This is a genomic window from Erythrobacter ani (assembly GCF_019204025.1).
Taxonomy (GTDB): Bacteria; Pseudomonadota; Alphaproteobacteria; order Sphingomonadales; family Sphingomonadaceae; genus Erythrobacter; species Erythrobacter ani.
In genome coordinates this window covers 1112738-1128179 of record NZ_JAGSPB010000002.1, presented here as the reverse complement: position 1 = coordinate 1128179, position 15442 = coordinate 1112738, and the positions used below count along the sequence as shown (strand labels likewise).

The following is a 15442-nucleotide window of genomic DNA, read 5'->3' as shown; positions in this document are numbered from 1 at the left end:
CGGCTTTGAGCACGATTATGGGGCGGCGCCTGATCCGGCTTGCATTGCAGGCCATCGGGGCCGCCCTTGTCGCGTCTGGCATCCTGTGGGCGCTGCAGGGGCTCGGGATAATCATGTGGCCAGAAGACAGCATCATGCTGGCACGACGCGAATGGGCCCTGTACGGGGCGATCACTTCCGCCCTCGGCGCCGCGCTACTCCTGATTGCCCAACGGATGCGTTTCTGAGATCAGTTCTGCTCGTCGAGACCGGGCAGGACTAGAGTGAAGACCGCGCCGCTTGCGACGCTTTCAACCGCCGAAGCGTCGACATGCAGATCGCCGCCCATGGCAACTGCGAGCCTCCTCGAAATATAGAGGCCCAGACCTGACCCTGTATCCTTGCCGCCATCGCTATCGCGCCCAAGGCGTTCGAATTTCTCGAAGATCTTTGCTTTTTGCTCCGGTGAAATGCCGGGCCCCTGATCGACGACCACCACCGAAGTCGAGCCGTCTTCATCGTTTGCGTGGGTTTCGACTGTGACGGCGCTGCCCTCCGGCGAATACGCAATCGCGTTTCCGATAAGGTTGATGAGGATCTGAAGCACCCGGCGAAATTCCGCCTTCGCGATGGGGCCTTCCCCCTGCTCCGGCAAACTGAGAGAAATGGAACGCGCTTGCGCCCGCACGCCGAGGATCCCCCCGGCCCTGCGCGCCACATCGGCCAGGTTCACCCTCTCGGCAGTGGTGGAAAAACCGGGACTTTCGACAACCTCAAGGTCGGCCAGATCATCGAGCATACCCGAAAGGTGCTGACCAGCCATGGCGATGTTACCTGCATATTCACTGTATTCCGAGCGCAGCGGCCCGGCGAGCTTCGACTGAATGGTTTCTGCATTGGCGATGATGCGGGCAATGGGTTGACGGAGCACGGGAGTAAGCGCGCCGCCGATCAGCCTTGTATACGGGCTGTTCGCATCACCATCCGGGTTATCAGCATCGGTGACAAGCGGCTCGTCTGCAACGAACAGAAGTTCGAAACCGCGCGGATCATCCTTGCGCGGTCCAATGGGCAACAGGCGCGCGCGCCAAGATCGCTGCGAACCCGGTATCGTGCATTCCGCACCATCCAGCAGGCGCCAGTGCAACGGCTGCTGGTGCGTCACTCCGCGCAGCGAAACGTATTCTGTCCAGACCTTGCCCGGTCCGGCTTTCACCACGTCGTGGAACTCATCAGCATCGGGGACGACGGCGGTGAGCAACTGCAGTTTCTGATCGCGATCGAGCCGCGCGGTTATCTCTGCAGAGGCGCGATCGACGGTGTCCAGCTTTTCGGCAAGTTCATGGGTCGCGCCAATGTCGCCTGCGCTTCTCTGCCAGTTTTCGACCAGCAGTTCGCAGCCACCTCCCTCATCTTCATCGTTGGGAAGAATTCGGGCGAACCCGCTGATGACACCTGTCCCCTCGAATGCGCTGAACTCGCGCGCAATTTTCAGCCCCATTTCCCTTGCCTGGCGCACCAGTTCGAGCAATTCCGGGACCGCAAGTGGACCTGGTATCACACCGCCGCAACTCTCCTGTAGCTCCGCCAAGGCTTGATCCGCGCTGAGCAGCCGGTCGCGTTCGTCGGTGATACCGCGCGCAGCAAGGGTGGCTTCCGGAGGTTCCATGATGGGCCTAGTCACCCAGCGTCCCGCGCATTGGAATTGTTTAACAGGATACTGGCCCGTTCTGGGGCAATTGCCTCGATGTCGCGCGGCAGCCGCTCATCCGGATGAAGAAGCCCGAACTGGGCTTCAATTGCGGCCATATCGAGCCCCGACGCACGAAGACTGAGCGCAAGCCGGGCGGCTTGATGCTCATGGCAGGCGAGGACCGCAAGTTCGCGTGGCTGCTTGCTCAGGGCGGACAATGCGCTCGCAAAGAGCGCAAATCCTGCGTGATCGAGCTGGAGAGCGACGAACGCTCCTCCGCGCATTGAACTGACCAGCCTCGCCAGCAATCCGATCCGGCTCGCACCTTCATCGTACTCGGCCTTGAGAGCCTTTAGCGCCGGAGACATCGCTGGGTCGTTGCGATTGTGCGCTTCCCACCTTTTCAGAACTGCGTGAAACAGTTCCGCTGGAAGTTCGGCCAAAGGCAGGTCCATCCTGCGCTGGCTCTGAACAAACCGCGACTGGGCCGCCAGCGTGCTCATGGCCATATCTGCGGTTGCAGCGTTTTCGGACGCGATCAATTCTTGCAGCAATGGGCTGAGAATGGGATCAATCGACGCGCGCTGCTCGAATTTCTCGGCAAGATGGCCTTCCATCGCCATCGCGTAGCAATAACTCAGGACCACGCTGTCACTGGCGAGGCGGTCAGACAATCGGTCCAGTTCAGCGGTTTCTTCGCCCGGCTGCCAACCTGCGTCCTTTGCGGCAAGCAATTGCATGGACAGAGATGCGAGCATTCCGCGCAGCCGCGCAACGATCGCATCACTTACCAAGGAATGTCCCGAGCTTGCGAGCATATGCGAGAGCACAGGCGGGACGCTGCGCAGCGCGCGGTCACCGCGGGAAAGTTCATCCCTCAGGAGCGCTTCCACGGCAGGCATCCTCGCCTCGGCTCGCTTGTCCATATCTGTTGCAGTCTTGCCCATTGAACTGCCCTTACACGGGTTTGGTTAAGCCCGCGTTAGCTTAGTCTCGAGATGCGCGAAGCATCAACTGAGACAGAGCCGCAAGTGCCATCAATGCAAGACCCTCGGAGAGCAAACCGCCAAATGCGCATCCTGCCAGCATTGCGAGGTGCAGCGTCCTGTCGTTCCAGAAAGCACGCAAAAAGGGCGATACATCCTTGCTGGCGAGTATCGAGAGCCCGATGGCGAGGACCGGAAGCGCGAGCAATGCCGGGAGCGTTGCCTGATCCAATGTCGCCAGAAACAACACGGCAATCGTGGCAATCGTGATCGCGGGGCCGAAAAGTCGTGATCGAGCTTCACCATGGCCCGTTCCAAAAATCGCCGATTGCAGACGCCTCCATGTCGAGGCCAGGGAGAACATGAAAACCCCCACGGCAGCAGCGGTAATCGCCCAACCCGCGAACCCGTTCCAAGCGAGCAACCCAGCACTCACGTGCAATGTGGCCGCTGCAGCCAAACTGATCGTCGCGCCCCAAGGCAGTCCGGACGGGGTCAATCGCTGAACCATCTGTGAAGCCATCGCATCGAATGGCGCCGTCCAGGGGATATCTTCCGAGTATCTCTCCAGAATCGCACGCTGATACGATCGGGCGGCCGCAACGCTACGGGTTATCAGCCAGTCGCCTTCATCGATCTCTTCCGGAGGAAGCGCGATCATCGGAGTGCGGGCTTGCAGGGCAATCCTCAACAGCAGCGAAAGAACTTCACCGTCTGGCGGCAGCTCACCCAGCCTTTGTGCAATCGCTGCCGGCACAACCGCCAGACCACCCCAATTCCGAGTCGCATCGATGCGCTCGAAATCTTCCGGGAACGCCTGCGCCAGTTCGTGATTGGATGGCAAGGTGAGGATGCCCTTCACGGGGCCTTGGGATGACGACAACAGGCTCCGGGAAATCCTTTCATCTGCCACCAGTCCGTCCGCCATGAAAATGAGCAGATCGTCCGAGTGAAGGTGCGCGATCAACTGAGCATGAGTCTGGACAGCATGGAATGCGCAACCAAGCGATTCCACATGCTCCCTTAGCTCATCGGTCTCTTCGCATGGATATTCGTGAAGGCAAACAAACCGCTCGGCACCCAGCTTGCGCAGTGTCTCGGCCTGCCAGACCAGGACTGACCGCCCATTCAGCGTCAATCCCGCGCGCAGTTCTCCAGCTTCGGTGCGTTTGCGGGCCGACAGGACAGCGGTAATCAAGCTCGGGACCTTTTCAGTTAAGTCCCCTCGCTACCCGCCTTGCCATGTTCGCTTCAAGCATGACGTCGCGATTTCCCGTAATTGCGTGAGGGGCAATCGGGATATCGGCGGCTTTATGCGGAGAAACTTCCAAGCACGTCCTCGATGCCCCTGATCGCTGCAGGCTCTCCAGGGGCCGAACTGAGAGCGTTTTCGGCGGCCACCATCAGTTCCTCCGAATGAAAACTCGCCGCCAAGCCTTTCAATCGCAATGCCGCGACGTTCCAATTCCCGTCGCAGCGCGAGCGTTTGAGGAGATCGAGCTGCTTGCTCGCGCTTTCGAAAAAGGCACCACGAAGCTCCCGAATCAGCGCAGGATCATCGCCTGCGGCAGCAGCCAGAGTCGCATCGAGTGCACCATTTTCATAAGCCATGTGGTGCGGCTTAAACGCCGTAAGGTTAAAGCGGGGTTTATCCTGACCGATCCTGTGGTATCTTACTGAGATGACCGGAGGAAATCACACCATTCGCGCCATCGGGCCAGAACCCGATGGCAGCTCAGTCGAAATCGCGACGACGGAAGACAGCGCCGCTTCCGCAGACGCAGCAGCTGAGACCTACGATTTGGCAGAATCGGAAGTTTACGACGAAGACATCGTCGACGAGCGATCACGTTTCGGTTGGTTCCTTCCCGCGCTCGCCATTGCCGCCAGCATTGCTTGGACCGCGCTTTATGGATGGGCAATGCGTGCCGAATTGCTGGCCGCGGCAGAAACCCCACCGGCTCAGTGGACGCGCTGGATCATCGATTGGTCGGTCCCGGTACTGCTCGTTGGTATCGCGTGGTTGATCGGCATGCGCAATTCTCGGTCGGAAGCGCAGCGTTTTGCAGATACCGCCGCAATGCTCAGCCATGAAAGTGCCCAATTGGAGCGCCGACTGAATGTCGTGAACCGCGAGCTCAGCATGGCGCGCGAATTCCTTGGGGCGCAATCACTGGAACTCGAATCCCTTGGGCGAATTGCGAGCGAGAAGATTTCGGCGCATGCTGCGGAACTGCAGGATCTGATCCATACGAACGGGGAGCAGGTGGACCGCATAGGGAGTACCAGTGAGGCCGCGCTTTCCAACATGACCAAACTGCGCGACGATTTGCCAGTCGTTGCGAATTCGGCGCGTGACGTGTCGAACCAGGTCGGAAACGCCGGTCGGACAGCGCATGAGCAGGTGGAAAAGCTCATTAGCGGGTTCGAACGATTGAATGAATTCGGGTCGGCCAGCGAAGTCCAGGTCAACGCACTCGGAAAACGGGTTGGAGAGACACTTTCGGTTTTCGAGACCCAGCTTTCCAAGATCGAGGCACTTGTCGCAAATCGCTTCGAAATGCTGCAAGCGAAAACGAAAACCTATCGGGACGAGGTCGAAAGTTCGGAAGAAATGGCACTTGGCGCGCTCAGCGAGCGCATCACCCTTCTTCAGGCCGAAACGAAAGCGGTTTCGACCAAGTTGCGCGACGCCGAAGTCGCAGCGATGGAACAATTGCACCAGTCGAAGGAAAGGTTGCACGACGACGTTGGCATGACCGTCGATTCGCTCGATAAGCTCGATCAGCATGCATCGGCAGCGGCCAAAAGTCGGTTGGAGGAGCTGCGGGATGAAGTCAGCCGCTTCGATGAATTGTTCGCTCAGAGAGACCACCGCTTCAACGAGGAAATCGAGCGCAGGCAGGCCGACTTCGATACACGCGAAGCGCAGGCAAGCGAGGTGCTGTCGCAAAGGCTTGCCGGACTTGACGAGGCGATCGCGGAAAGACGCGAAGCCCAGACGGCGGAAACTGCCAAGCTGATCGCCCACAGTCAGGATATGACCGACCAGCTCGATCAGTTGGGGGCGTTGATCGGCGCAATCAGCAAACAGGGTGACGAAACGCGCGCGAGCCTTAGCCTTGGCATGCGCGAGCTCGACGAACAACTCGCCCAGAAACGTGCAGCCCTGTCAGAGACGGAAGCTCAGCTAACGAGCCTGACCGATGCTGGCATCCGTCTGCTGGAAATCATCCAGTCGGGCGCGAAATACAGCCGAGAAGATCTGCCCGAGGCAATCGGGGTTGCAGCGAACGATCTTGGCAATGTGGAAGAGCGCGCAGAAGCGCTGAGCAGCGCTATTTCCCGCACGACCCAGCAAAGCGGCGATCTCAGTGATTACCTGATCAAAACCCAAGAGGCGCTTTCGGAAACCGACTCCTCCATCGACGCGCTGCAATCGAAGCTGAACGAACAGTCCGAGGACACGCTGGCGAAGTTGCAGGGCCTTAGAGCTGGATTTGCAAAGCTTTCGAGCGAAGGGGCTTCTTTTGGCGAGAAAACGCAGGAAACACTTCGCCAGGCACTTGGCACGCTGGAGAATGCAACACGCTCTGCTTTTGCAGCGCTTGATGAGGGGGCTCGTGACAAAGTCGCGGGGCTCGCCGATACGATCAGCACAGATGCTGTCGAAGCGCTCGAGAGGTCACTGCGCACCCAGAGTTCGGAGACAATCAGTAAGCTAGAGGAGGCAGCTGTTCATGCCTCAGGCGTCGGGCGCGAAGCTACCATCCAGCTGCGCGATCAACTCGCCAAGGTGAACGAGCTCACTGGAAACCTCGAACAGCGTGTCGCGCGAGCACGCGAATTGGCCGAGGAACAGGTGAACAACGACTTCTCCCGCCGCATGGCCCTGATAACCGACGGCCTGAATTCCAATGCGATCGACATAACCGGCGCTCTGTCGCAAGATGTCACCGACACCGCGTGGGATGCCTATCTCAAAGGAGATAGGGGCATATTTACCCGCCGTGCTGTTCGCCTTATCGATAACGGAGAGGCGCGCGAAATCGCCGATCTTTATCAGAACGACGAGACGTTCAGAGCGAACGTCAGCCGCTATATCCATGATTTCGAGAAGATGCTGCGTTCGATGCTTTCGACCCGCGATGGCCACGCTCTCGGCGTGACGGTTTTGGGCTCGGATATGGGCAAGCTTTACGTGGTTTTGGCCCAAGCCATTGAACGCTTGCGCGCCTAATCGCGCGATCCCACGTGGCTCGGGGGTTCGGGCAGGATGTCGAAAACATCCACCCCGACCCATCCATACTCGTAATTGAGCACGAACAGCGTAGTGAGCACGCTGGCAATCACCGTCGCGCGGATGGCTAGCTTGCCGGGCCGGAAGCTGACCGGGGCGCTTTCCGCTTGCCCCGGTACGATGTCGACCCCCGCTTCATCGGCGGTTCGCACACCAAACGGCAGCATGACGAAAGCGGTCATGACCCAGATCAGGAAGTAGATCGCCAGGATCGACGTCCATGCCATCAGCGCCGACCTTCCTTGATCCGCCCGGGCATAATGACGCGGACTTGGGGGCTCTTCCCAGCCCAGCGGCGAGCTGCGCGGCGTGCGGCAAGCCGGGCGGCTTCGTGGACGTCCGCTGGATCTTGGGCATTCTTGCCCTTGAGCTTGCCAATGGCTTTTAGGATATCTTCCTGGGCTTCTTCTACGAACTCTGGGAGGTCTTCGTCCAAAGGCAGTCCTATCGCCTCGATCGCAGGCGCCTCCCCGCGGTAAAGCACGACGACGATAACGCCTTCCGCGGCAATGCGGCGGCGCATCGTAACTGCCTCGCCATCGGCAGGGGTGATGATGTCGCCGTCCAGGACAAGGCGGCCATGGCGCACCTGCGCCAAGCGTCCGGGCTCACCGGGGGCGAGGCGCACGATATCGCCGTTGGATTGGACGATGTTGTGCGGAATGCCGCTCTCTTTCCCAACCTTGGCTTGCTCGCGCATATGACGGATTTCGCCGTGCACCGGCACGAGCACTTCTGGCTGGAGCCACTCGTAAAGCGCTTCGAGTTCGGGGCGTCCCGGGTGGCCTGAAACATGGATGCCTGCCTGGCGGTCGGTCACCATCGTAATGCCTCGTGCGGCCAGCATGTTCTGGATCTTGCCAATGGCAATCTCGTTACCCGGGATCTGGCGAGACGAGAACAGCACCACATCGCCTCCGGTCAGCTCGATCGGGTGGTTGCTGTCGGCAATTCGTGACAGCGCGGCGCGCGGCTCTCCCTGACCGCCCGTTGCAAGGATGAGTATTTCGCCGCGAGGCAAGCTCATCGCGGTGTCGAAATCGACCGTTTCGGGGAAATCCTCGAGATAGCCGTTATCCTGCGCGACTTCGATGATCCGGTCGAGAGAACGACCTGCGACGCAGACCTGCCTTCCCGTTTCGCGGGCCACTTCGCCGAGCGTCTGCAAGCGCGCAACATTGCTTGCAAATGTGGTGACCAGGACGCGCTTCCCACTATGCCGGGCGACCTCTTCCATCAGAGCCTGATGCACGCCTCCTTCAGACCCCGAGGGGTTGGGATTGAACACATTGGTTGAATCGCACACGAGCGTGTGAACACCTTCCGCACCAATTGCGCGGAGTTCCTCTTCGGTCGTTGGCTCACCGATGATCGGATCTTCGTCGAGCTTCCAGTCGCCGGTGTGGAATACGCGGCCGTAAGGCGTGTCGATCAGCAGGGCGTTGCCTTCGGCAATCGAATGGGCGAGCGGGATGTAAGTTACCGAAAACGGGCCGATGTCCAACTGTCCATGGTCTTCTTCGATGATATTCAGCTTCACCTTGCCGAGCAGCCCTGCCTCGTCGAGCTTACGCGCGACCAGATCGGCTGTGAACGGCGTCGCATAAAGCGGCACTCCCAGTTCGCCAGCGAAGTAGGGAACCGCCCCGATGTGATCTTCATGCGCATGGGTCAGCACGATCCCGAGCAGATCGCGTGTTCTCTCTTCGATGAAATCGAGATCGGCGAAGACAAGGTCCACGCCGGGATATTCGTTTCCTGAGAAGGTCATGCCGAGGTCGACCATCAGCCATTTGCCATCGCAGCCATAGAGATTAACGTTCATGCCAATCTCTCCAGAGCCACCTAGGGCAAGGAAAAGCAGTTCGTTCTCGGGTTTAAAGTTCTTTTTCACTTAGCTTCATAAATCTTTGTATTTGAGTGATAATCAGCCCGATGCCTGCTCAGCCAGAATGGCAAGCCCCTCAATCGTGAGGTCGGCATCGACGTAATCGAAAATTTCGGTCGCATCGTCGAAAAGTATCGCCAACCCGCCTGTTGCAACAACCTTAGCGGGTCGACCGATCTCGACCTTCATGCGCTCAACGATGCCCTCCATCATGGCGACATAGCCCCAGAACACTCCGATCAGCATCTGATCCTCTGTGTTGCGTCCGATAACGCTTGTGGAAGCTGGGGCGCGGATAGCGATACGGGGTAGTTTCGCCGTCTTGCCGACCAACGCGTCGAGAGAGAGGTTGATTCCCGGCGCTATCGAGCCGCCTTTATAGGTACCGTTGAAATCGATCGCTTCGAACTTGGTCGCAGTGCCAAAATCGATGACGATCAGGTCACCTCCATATTTGCGGTGCGCGGCAAGGATATTCAAGGCCCGGTCTGCGCCGAGCGAGCTTGGTTGATCGACATCGATCTCAAATTGCCACGCCGCCTTGCCCTCGCCCGCCTTCAGCGGGGTGATACCGAAATATTTCTGGGCGAGTACACTGAGATTATGATCCGCGCGCGGCACGACAGAGGCGAAGACGATCTGCGTGATTTCTTCGCGGCTCACCCCCTCGATCGAAAGCAATTGCAGCAGCCACACGGCGTATTCGTCGCCCGTGCGGCGGGGGTCGCTGGCTATGCGCCAGCGCGCACGCGCAGTGAAGCCGCCCTCCCCGTTCGGTTCGAACAGCGCAAATACCACATTGGTGTTTCCTACATCGGCGGCCAGAAGCATGGCATCCTCTCCTACGAGATATCTCCGGCGCGAATGACACGTTCAGAGCCATCCGCCAAGCGAAGGCGAAGTGCGCCGTCGCTTTCTTCCAGCCCGGCGAAAGTCCCATCGACACATTCACCATCTCCATCATGCACTCTGACAGGTGCACCTTGAGCATGGAGCGAGCGCTTCAGAAAACGGGTTAGCAGGTCGGCAAGGTTATTGTTGCGCCAGAGGTGAAGCTGGCGGGCGAATGAGCCTGCGAGTGCCTGGGCGAATTGCTGCGGCGCCGGAGCGCTCGTCACGTCCGCGATCGCTGCGGCCTTGCGGTCAGGCAAGCTCGGCGCCTGCGCCAGATTGACACCAATTCCTACAATCACATGGTCATCGACCATTTCGAGTAGGATGCCCGAGAGCTTACCGCCGTCCAGCATGACGTCGTTCGGCCATTTGAGCTCGACCTTGCCCGCGCCGCCAATCGCATTTTCGACCGCGTCGTTAACCGCCAAGGCCGCCGCGAAGGACAGGGTCGCCGGTGCCTTGTCCCCTTCCTTCAATTCGACGACCGTCGAACCCATGAAGTTGCCGAAGCCATCGAACCATTCGCGCCCCTGACGACCACGGCCAGCGGTCTGGCGTTCTGCGACCAGCCACGCGCCTTCCGATTGTCTCTCACCGCGCCTGATCGCCGCGGCGAGATCGGCGTTGGTCGATCCCGTCTCGGATACGACGGTGATGATGGTAGCAGGGTTCAAACCGCCAGGAACAGGGCCGCTGCAGCCTTGTCGGCAAGATCGGTAAGCGACGGTGTGAGCAGGTATCCAAGAGGTGAGATGATCGCCGCAGTCAGGAACAGCAGCGCCCAATGCGCGGTTCCGCTCGATCCCTTCACCACATCGGCCGGCTCATCGAAGAACATGACCTTGACGAATTTGATGTAATAAAATGCGCCGATCACACTCGCCGCGATCGCGATCGCACCAAACGCTACCAGGCCCGCTTCAACCGTCGCCTGAAAGACTACGAATTTGCTGTAGAAACCGAGCAGCGGCGGAATTCCGGCGAGGCTGAACATGAAGAGCAGCAGGCACCACGCGATTGCCGGTTGGGTCACCGAAAGTCCGCGAATGTCGGCAAAGGTTTCAAACAGGTCGCCATCCTCGCTCCGCAGCATCAGCAATGCCGTAAATCCGCCGAGGCTCATCGCGACGTAGATAAACAGATAGACCAGCATGGCGCTTGCGCCCGCTTCGTTGGCGACGGCGAGGCCGAGCAGGATGAAGCCGACATTGTTGATGGACGAATAGGCAAGCAGGCGTTTGAGGTTTTCCTGACCGATCGCTCCCAGTGCACCGAAGATGATCGAAGCGAGCGCGGTGAACATCACGATTTGCTGCCAAGCGGTGACCTGCGCACCGAACACTTCGAACACTACGCGCGCAGTCAACGCAACGGCTGCTACTTTCGGTGCGGTGGCAAAGAACATCGTCACCGGCGTCGGAGCGCCCTCATAGACGTCCGGGGTCCACATATGGAACGGCACGGCTGCGATCTTGAACGCCAGCCCTGCAAGGACGAAGATCAGCCCGAACAGTGCACCGACTGCGAGTTCGCCCGTCAGACCGGCGCGGACCGTCGCAAAGTCTGTTCCTCCAGTAAAACCGTACAGCAGGCTCATGCCGTAGAGCAGGATCCCCGATGCAAGCGCGCCCAGAACGAAATATTTGAGACCAGCCTCGGCCGAACGCGTGTCGCGCCGCAGGATCGCGGCGAGAACGTATGATGCCAGGCTGTTTAGCTCGAGGCCGAGGTAAAGCGTCATGAAATCGCCGGCTGAAACCATGATGCTCATGCCGAGGGCCGCGAACAGGATAAGCACGGGATATTCCGAACGCAGACCCCGCTCCTGACCGGCTGCGGCCGAATTGAAGAATGCCGGGGCAACCATGAGACAGGCAATCGCGGCGAGGTAAATGAGCGCTTTCGCGAACAGTGCGAAGCTATCGACGCGCATGAGCCCGCCGAATGCGATCGTTTCGGGCCCATCGGTGCCGAAGTGAAGGCCGGGCACGAGCATGAAGCCCGCGCCGAACAACGCCGTCACCGCTGCAATTGCGACGAACCGCGCAGCCTTGTCGCCGCCCCATGCGGCCACCATGAGCAGCGCCAGACCGGTACCGGTAAGGAGCAGTTCGGGCGCAATCAGTGCAAAGGAAGAGGAGAAATCCATCAGTGCTCTCCCCCTTCATGCGCAATCGCATTCGCAGCTTCCGCACGCGGTGCACCATCGGCAAGCTGGCTGTCATTCGCGGGCGCAGCCGATGCTATCCGGGCATCGAGCGCGGCGATGTCGGCGCGCATCGGCGCAAGGAAGCTTTCAGGGTAAACACCCATCCACAGAACCGCTGCGGCAATAGGTGCCATCATCGCCCACTCGCGGGCAGTGATGTCGGGCATTGCGGCGGCGTCTTCGTTCTTTTGCACGCCAAAAGCGACGCGGCGATAAAGGTAAAGCATGTAGGCAGCGCCAAGAATGATACCCGTGGTGCAGACGAAAGCCACCCAGGTCGATGTCTGGTAAATTCCCGCAAGCGCCAGGAACTCGCCGATGAAATTGCTCGTCCCGGGCAGGCCGACGCTCGCCATCGTGAAAAGGAGGAAGAACAGCGCGTAATACGGCATGTTGATTGAAAGGCCGCCATACCGGTCGATCTCGCGCGTGTGCAGCCGGTCATAAATGACACCGACACACAGGAAGAGCGCGCCGGAAACCAGGCCGTGGCCCAGCATGATCATCATCGCGCCTTCGAGCCCCTGAACATTGAAGGCGAACAGGCCCGCCGTAACGAGCGCCATATGCGCAACCGACGAATAGGCGATCAGCTTTTTCATGTCCTGCTGAACAAGGGCGACGAGCGAGGTGTAGACCACTGCGACCATCGATAGCGCGAAGATGAGCCAGGCAAGCTCTCCGCTCGCATCCGGGAACATCGGCAGGCTGAAACGGATAAAGCCATAACCGCCGAGCTTCAGCAAGACACCTGCAAGGATGACAGAGCCAGCGGTGGGTGCCTGGACGTGTGCATCGGGTAGCCATGTGTGGACAGGCCACATCGGCATCTTCACGGCGAAGCTCGCGAAGAAGGCAAGGAACAGCCAGAATTGCGCAGCTACCGGGAAATCGTACTGCATCAGCGTCGGAATATCCGAAGTGCCGGCCTCGGCCACCATCCAGAACATGGCGATCAGCATGAGAACCGATCCGAACAGGGTGTAGAGGAAAAACTTGTACGATGCGTAGATGCGGTTATCGCCGCCCCATACCCCGATGATGAGATACATCGGGATCAGACCTGCCTCGAAGAAGATGTAAAACAGGAACAGGTCCTGCGCGGCGAACACGCCGATCATCAGCACTTCCATGAACAGGAACGCGCTCATGTACTCGCCAACGCGCTTCGTGATGGACGTCCAGCTTGCAAGCACGCAGATCGGCATAAGGAAGACGCTGAGCATGATGAGCATCAAGGCAATGCCATCGATGCCCAAGGCGTAGGAGAAGCCTTCGAACAGCTCGGCTCGCTCGGTAAACTGCCATTGGGCGCCGCCTATATCGTAGCTGGCCCATAGCAGGACGCCGAGCGCGAAGGTGGCCAGTGTCGCCGCCAGGGCCACGCCGCGCGCCGCAGCCCCGCCGATGAACAGGCAGAGGATAGCGCCCACGAGAGGCACCAGCATCATCGTGGTGAGGATCGGAAAGCCGTCCATTACAGCAGAACCCAGGTAATTGCCGCGATCAGGCCAAGCAGCATGATCAGCGCGTATGTGTAGAGATAGCCCGACTGGATCGTTTTCGCGGCACCCGAGCTGCGCTCGACCACCCATGCGATGCCATTCGGGCCGAAACGGTCGATCGTGCCGATGTCGCCCAGCTTCCAGAACTGACGACCGAGCCAGAAGGCCGGCTTCACGAAAATGCGATCATAGAGCTCGTCGAAATACCATTTGTTGTACACGAAGCGGTGCAGCCAACCGAAGTTCTCGACGAATTTCGCCGGAATATCAGGCTTCGCGATGTAGGCGATGTAGGCTCCGATGAATCCTGTGATCATAACCACGGTTGCAGTCAATTTGACCCACAGCGGCACGGCGTGCAGCGCGTGGACGAGGTTCTCGTTAAAATAGATCGAGCCTCCCCAGAATGCGCCATTCACAGCGTCCGACGATCCATCGATGAACGGATATTTGTATATGTATCCGGCCAGAACCGCGCCGACCGTCAACAAAATCAACGGGATAAGCATCGACCATGGACTTTCGTGCGGCTTGTACCCGCCGGTGGTATCGGCGCCCGCCTCTTCCGGCGTCTTGTGCACCGAATGCTGGATATGCTCGCTGTCGATCCAGCGCGGTTTGCCCCAGAAGGTCAGGAACATCAGACGCCAGCTGTAGAAACTCGTGAGCAAAGCCGCGACCGCGCCCGCCCAGAAAGCAAACTGCGAAATACCGGTGCCGCGCGCGAATGCCGCCTCCAGGATCGCATCCTTGGAGTAGAAACCGGCGAAACCGAACACGCCAAGCACACCGACCCCGGTGATAGCGAGCGTGCCTGCCATCATCGCCCAGAAGGTAATCGGGATTTTCTTACGGAGGTCGCCGTAATACCGCATGTCCTGTTCGTGGTGCATCGCGTGGATGACCGAGCCCGCTCCCAGAAACAGCAGTGCCTTGAAAAACGCGTGCGTAAACAGGTGGAACATGGCGACCCCATACGCTCCGACGCCGGCAGCAAAGAACATGTAGCCGAGCTGAGAGCACGTCGAATAGGCGATCACTCGCTTGATGTCCCACTGCGTCGTGCCAATAGTTGCGGCGAAGAAGCAGGTCGCTGCGCCCACCACGGTCACAATCGCAAGTGCGGTCGGCGCGGTCTCAAACATGGGCGACAGGCGGCAGACCATGAACACGCCTGCGGTAACCATCGTCGCGGCGTGGATCAGCGCGGAAACCGGCGTCGGCCCTTCCATCGCATCGGGCAGCCAGGTGTGAAGGAAGAGCTGCGCCGATTTACCCATCGCGCCGATGAACAGAAGGATGCACAGGATGTCCATCGTGTAGAGGCGCATTCCGAGGAAGCCGATCGTCGTTCCGCTCATCGCCGGTGCGGCTTCGAGGATTTCGGAAATCGACGTCGTCTGAAACACGAGGAACGTGCCGAAGATGCCGAGCATGAAACCAAGATCGCCGACGCGGTTGACCACAAAAGCCTTGATCGCGGCGGCTCCGGCACTCGGTTTCTTGAACCAGAAACCGATCAGCAGGTAACTGGCGAGCCCCACCCCTTCCCAACCGAAGAACATCTGCACGAGGTTGTCGGCAGTCACGAGCATCAGCATCGCGAAGGTGAACAACGAGAGGTAGGCGAAGAAGCGCGGCTGATCAGGGTCTTCCTCCATGTACCCCCACGAATAGAGGTGCACGAGCGCGGACACGGAGTTGATGACGACCAGCATGACAGCTGTCAGCGCATCGACGCGCAGCGCCCAGTCGAAAGTCATGTCGCCCGACTGCACCCATTTCAGCACCGGCACGACTTCGGCCGTAGCGGTGCCTCCGAGGAAGCCGAGGAAGATCGGCCAGCTGAGCGCAGCCGACACGAAAAGCGCGCCTGTCGTGATCGACTTGGCAAAGACGCTCGGCGCGTTCTTGTTCACCAATCCCGCGATGATTGACGCGAGCAGCGGCAGGAACACGATGAGGAGGATCTGGGTCTGCACCGGTGC

13 protein-coding genes are annotated in these 15442 nt (G+C 59.4%); 2 read left to right on the top strand and 11 right to left on the bottom strand.

The features are described from left to right. Positions 1-5: 5 nt before the first annotated feature. Complete coding sequence (locus tag KCG45_RS12460) at positions 6-227, top strand: hypothetical protein (RefSeq protein WP_255548165.1); 222 nt, start codon at positions 6-8, stop codon at positions 225-227. Between the two features lie 2 nt (positions 228-229). Here the strand turns inward: KCG45_RS12460 and KCG45_RS12455 are convergent, their stop codons facing one another. The 4 genes from KCG45_RS12455 to KCG45_RS12440 all read right to left on the bottom strand — a co-directional run bounded on the left by KCG45_RS12455 (position 230) and on the right by KCG45_RS12440 (position 4269). Beyond that, positions 230-1648: a sensor histidine kinase gene (locus tag KCG45_RS12455; protein ID WP_218317518.1), complete on the bottom strand. Its 1419-nt coding sequence runs from the start codon at positions 1646-1648 to the stop codon at positions 230-232. 11 nt (positions 1649-1659) lie between these two features. Beyond that, positions 1660-2619 (bottom strand): hypothetical protein, encoded by a 960-nt coding sequence (locus KCG45_RS12450; protein WP_218317517.1) that lies wholly within the window; start codon positions 2617-2619, stop codon positions 1660-1662. A gap of 40 nt (positions 2620-2659) precedes the next feature. Continuing rightward, on the bottom strand, positions 2660-3856 hold the full coding sequence (locus KCG45_RS12445; protein WP_218317516.1) for a hypothetical protein: 1197 nt from the start codon (positions 3854-3856) through the stop codon (positions 2660-2662). A gap of 113 nt (positions 3857-3969) precedes the next feature. Beyond that, complete coding sequence (locus tag KCG45_RS12440) at positions 3970-4269, bottom strand: Hpt domain-containing protein (protein ID WP_218317515.1); 300 nt, start codon at positions 4267-4269, stop codon at positions 3970-3972. A gap of 70 nt (positions 4270-4339) precedes the next feature. Between KCG45_RS12440 and KCG45_RS12435 the strand changes: the two genes are divergently transcribed. Beyond that, entirely contained in the window at positions 4340-6898 is a 2559-nt protein-coding gene (locus KCG45_RS12435) for a coiled-coil domain-containing protein (protein WP_255548164.1), read from the top strand. Here KCG45_RS12435 and KCG45_RS12430 read toward each other — a convergent pair. The 7 genes from KCG45_RS12430 to nuoL form a co-directional block, all read right to left on the bottom strand. Beyond that, positions 6895-7185 carry a DUF1467 family protein gene (locus KCG45_RS12430; RefSeq protein WP_218317514.1) on the bottom strand — a complete coding sequence of 97 codons (291 nt, stop codon included), beginning with the start codon at positions 7183-7185 and terminating at the stop codon, positions 6895-6897. The two genes, KCG45_RS12435 and KCG45_RS12430, sit on opposite strands and share 4 nt — an antisense overlap. Beyond that, positions 7185-8783, bottom strand: coding sequence for a ribonuclease J (locus KCG45_RS12425; RefSeq protein ID WP_255548163.1), 1599 nt, complete (start codon positions 8781-8783; stop codon positions 7185-7187). The genes KCG45_RS12430 and KCG45_RS12425 overlap by 1 nt, the downstream gene beginning before the upstream one ends. A gap of 102 nt (positions 8784-8885) precedes the next feature. Next, positions 8886-9677: a type III pantothenate kinase gene (locus tag KCG45_RS12420; protein WP_218317512.1), complete on the bottom strand. Its 792-nt coding sequence runs from the start codon at positions 9675-9677 to the stop codon at positions 8886-8888. An 11-nt stretch (positions 9678-9688) separates the two neighbouring features. Then, positions 9689-10414 carry a biotin--[acetyl-CoA-carboxylase] ligase gene (locus KCG45_RS12415; protein ID WP_255548161.1) on the bottom strand — a complete coding sequence of 242 codons (726 nt, stop codon included), beginning with the start codon at positions 10412-10414 and terminating at the stop codon, positions 9689-9691. Continuing rightward, on the bottom strand, positions 10411-11889 hold the full coding sequence (gene nuoN / locus KCG45_RS12410) for an NADH-quinone oxidoreductase subunit NuoN (RefSeq protein WP_218317511.1): 1479 nt from the start codon (positions 11887-11889) through the stop codon (positions 10411-10413). Before nuoN ends, KCG45_RS12415 begins: the two co-directional genes overlap by 4 nt. Beyond that, entirely contained in the window at positions 11889-13427 is a 1539-nt protein-coding gene (locus tag KCG45_RS12405) for an NADH-quinone oxidoreductase subunit M (protein ID WP_218317510.1), read from the bottom strand. Before KCG45_RS12405 ends, nuoN begins: the two co-directional genes overlap by 1 nt. After that, positions 13427-15436 carry an NADH-quinone oxidoreductase subunit L gene (gene nuoL / locus KCG45_RS12400; RefSeq protein WP_218317509.1) on the bottom strand — a complete coding sequence of 670 codons (2010 nt, stop codon included), beginning with the start codon at positions 15434-15436 and terminating at the stop codon, positions 13427-13429. The genes KCG45_RS12405 and nuoL overlap by 1 nt, the downstream gene beginning before the upstream one ends. Positions 15437-15442 lie beyond the last annotated feature (6 nt).

What these genes read in the sequence shown, in the direction of transcription:
- KCG45_RS12455 (WP_218317518.1), bottom strand. Translation starts at nt 1,648, where the DNA reads ATGGAACCTCCGGAAGCCACCCTTGCTGCGCGCGGTATCACCGACGAA.
- KCG45_RS12450 (WP_218317517.1), bottom strand. Translation starts at nt 2,619, where the DNA reads ATGGGCAAGACTGCAACAGATATGGACAAGCGAGCCGAGGCGAGGATG.
- KCG45_RS12440 (WP_218317515.1), bottom strand. Translation starts at nt 4,269, where the DNA reads ATGGCTTATGAAAATGGTGCACTCGATGCGACTCTGGCTGCTGCCGCA.
- KCG45_RS12435 (WP_255548164.1), top strand. Translation starts at nt 4,340, where the DNA reads ATGACCGGAGGAAATCACACCATTCGCGCCATCGGGCCAGAACCCGAT.
- KCG45_RS12430 (WP_218317514.1), bottom strand. Translation starts at nt 7,185, where the DNA reads ATGGCATGGACGTCGATCCTGGCGATCTACTTCCTGATCTGGGTCATG.
- KCG45_RS12425 (WP_255548163.1), bottom strand. Translation starts at nt 8,783, where the DNA reads ATGAACGTTAATCTCTATGGCTGCGATGGCAAATGGCTGATGGTCGAC.
- KCG45_RS12420 (WP_218317512.1), bottom strand. Translation starts at nt 9,677, where the DNA reads ATGCTTCTGGCCGCCGATGTAGGAAACACCAATGTGGTATTTGCGCTG.
- nuoN (WP_218317511.1), bottom strand. Translation starts at nt 11,889, where the DNA reads ATGGATTTCTCCTCTTCCTTTGCACTGATTGCGCCCGAACTGCTCCTT.
- KCG45_RS12405 (WP_218317510.1), bottom strand. Translation starts at nt 13,427, where the DNA reads ATGGACGGCTTTCCGATCCTCACCACGATGATGCTGGTGCCTCTCGTG.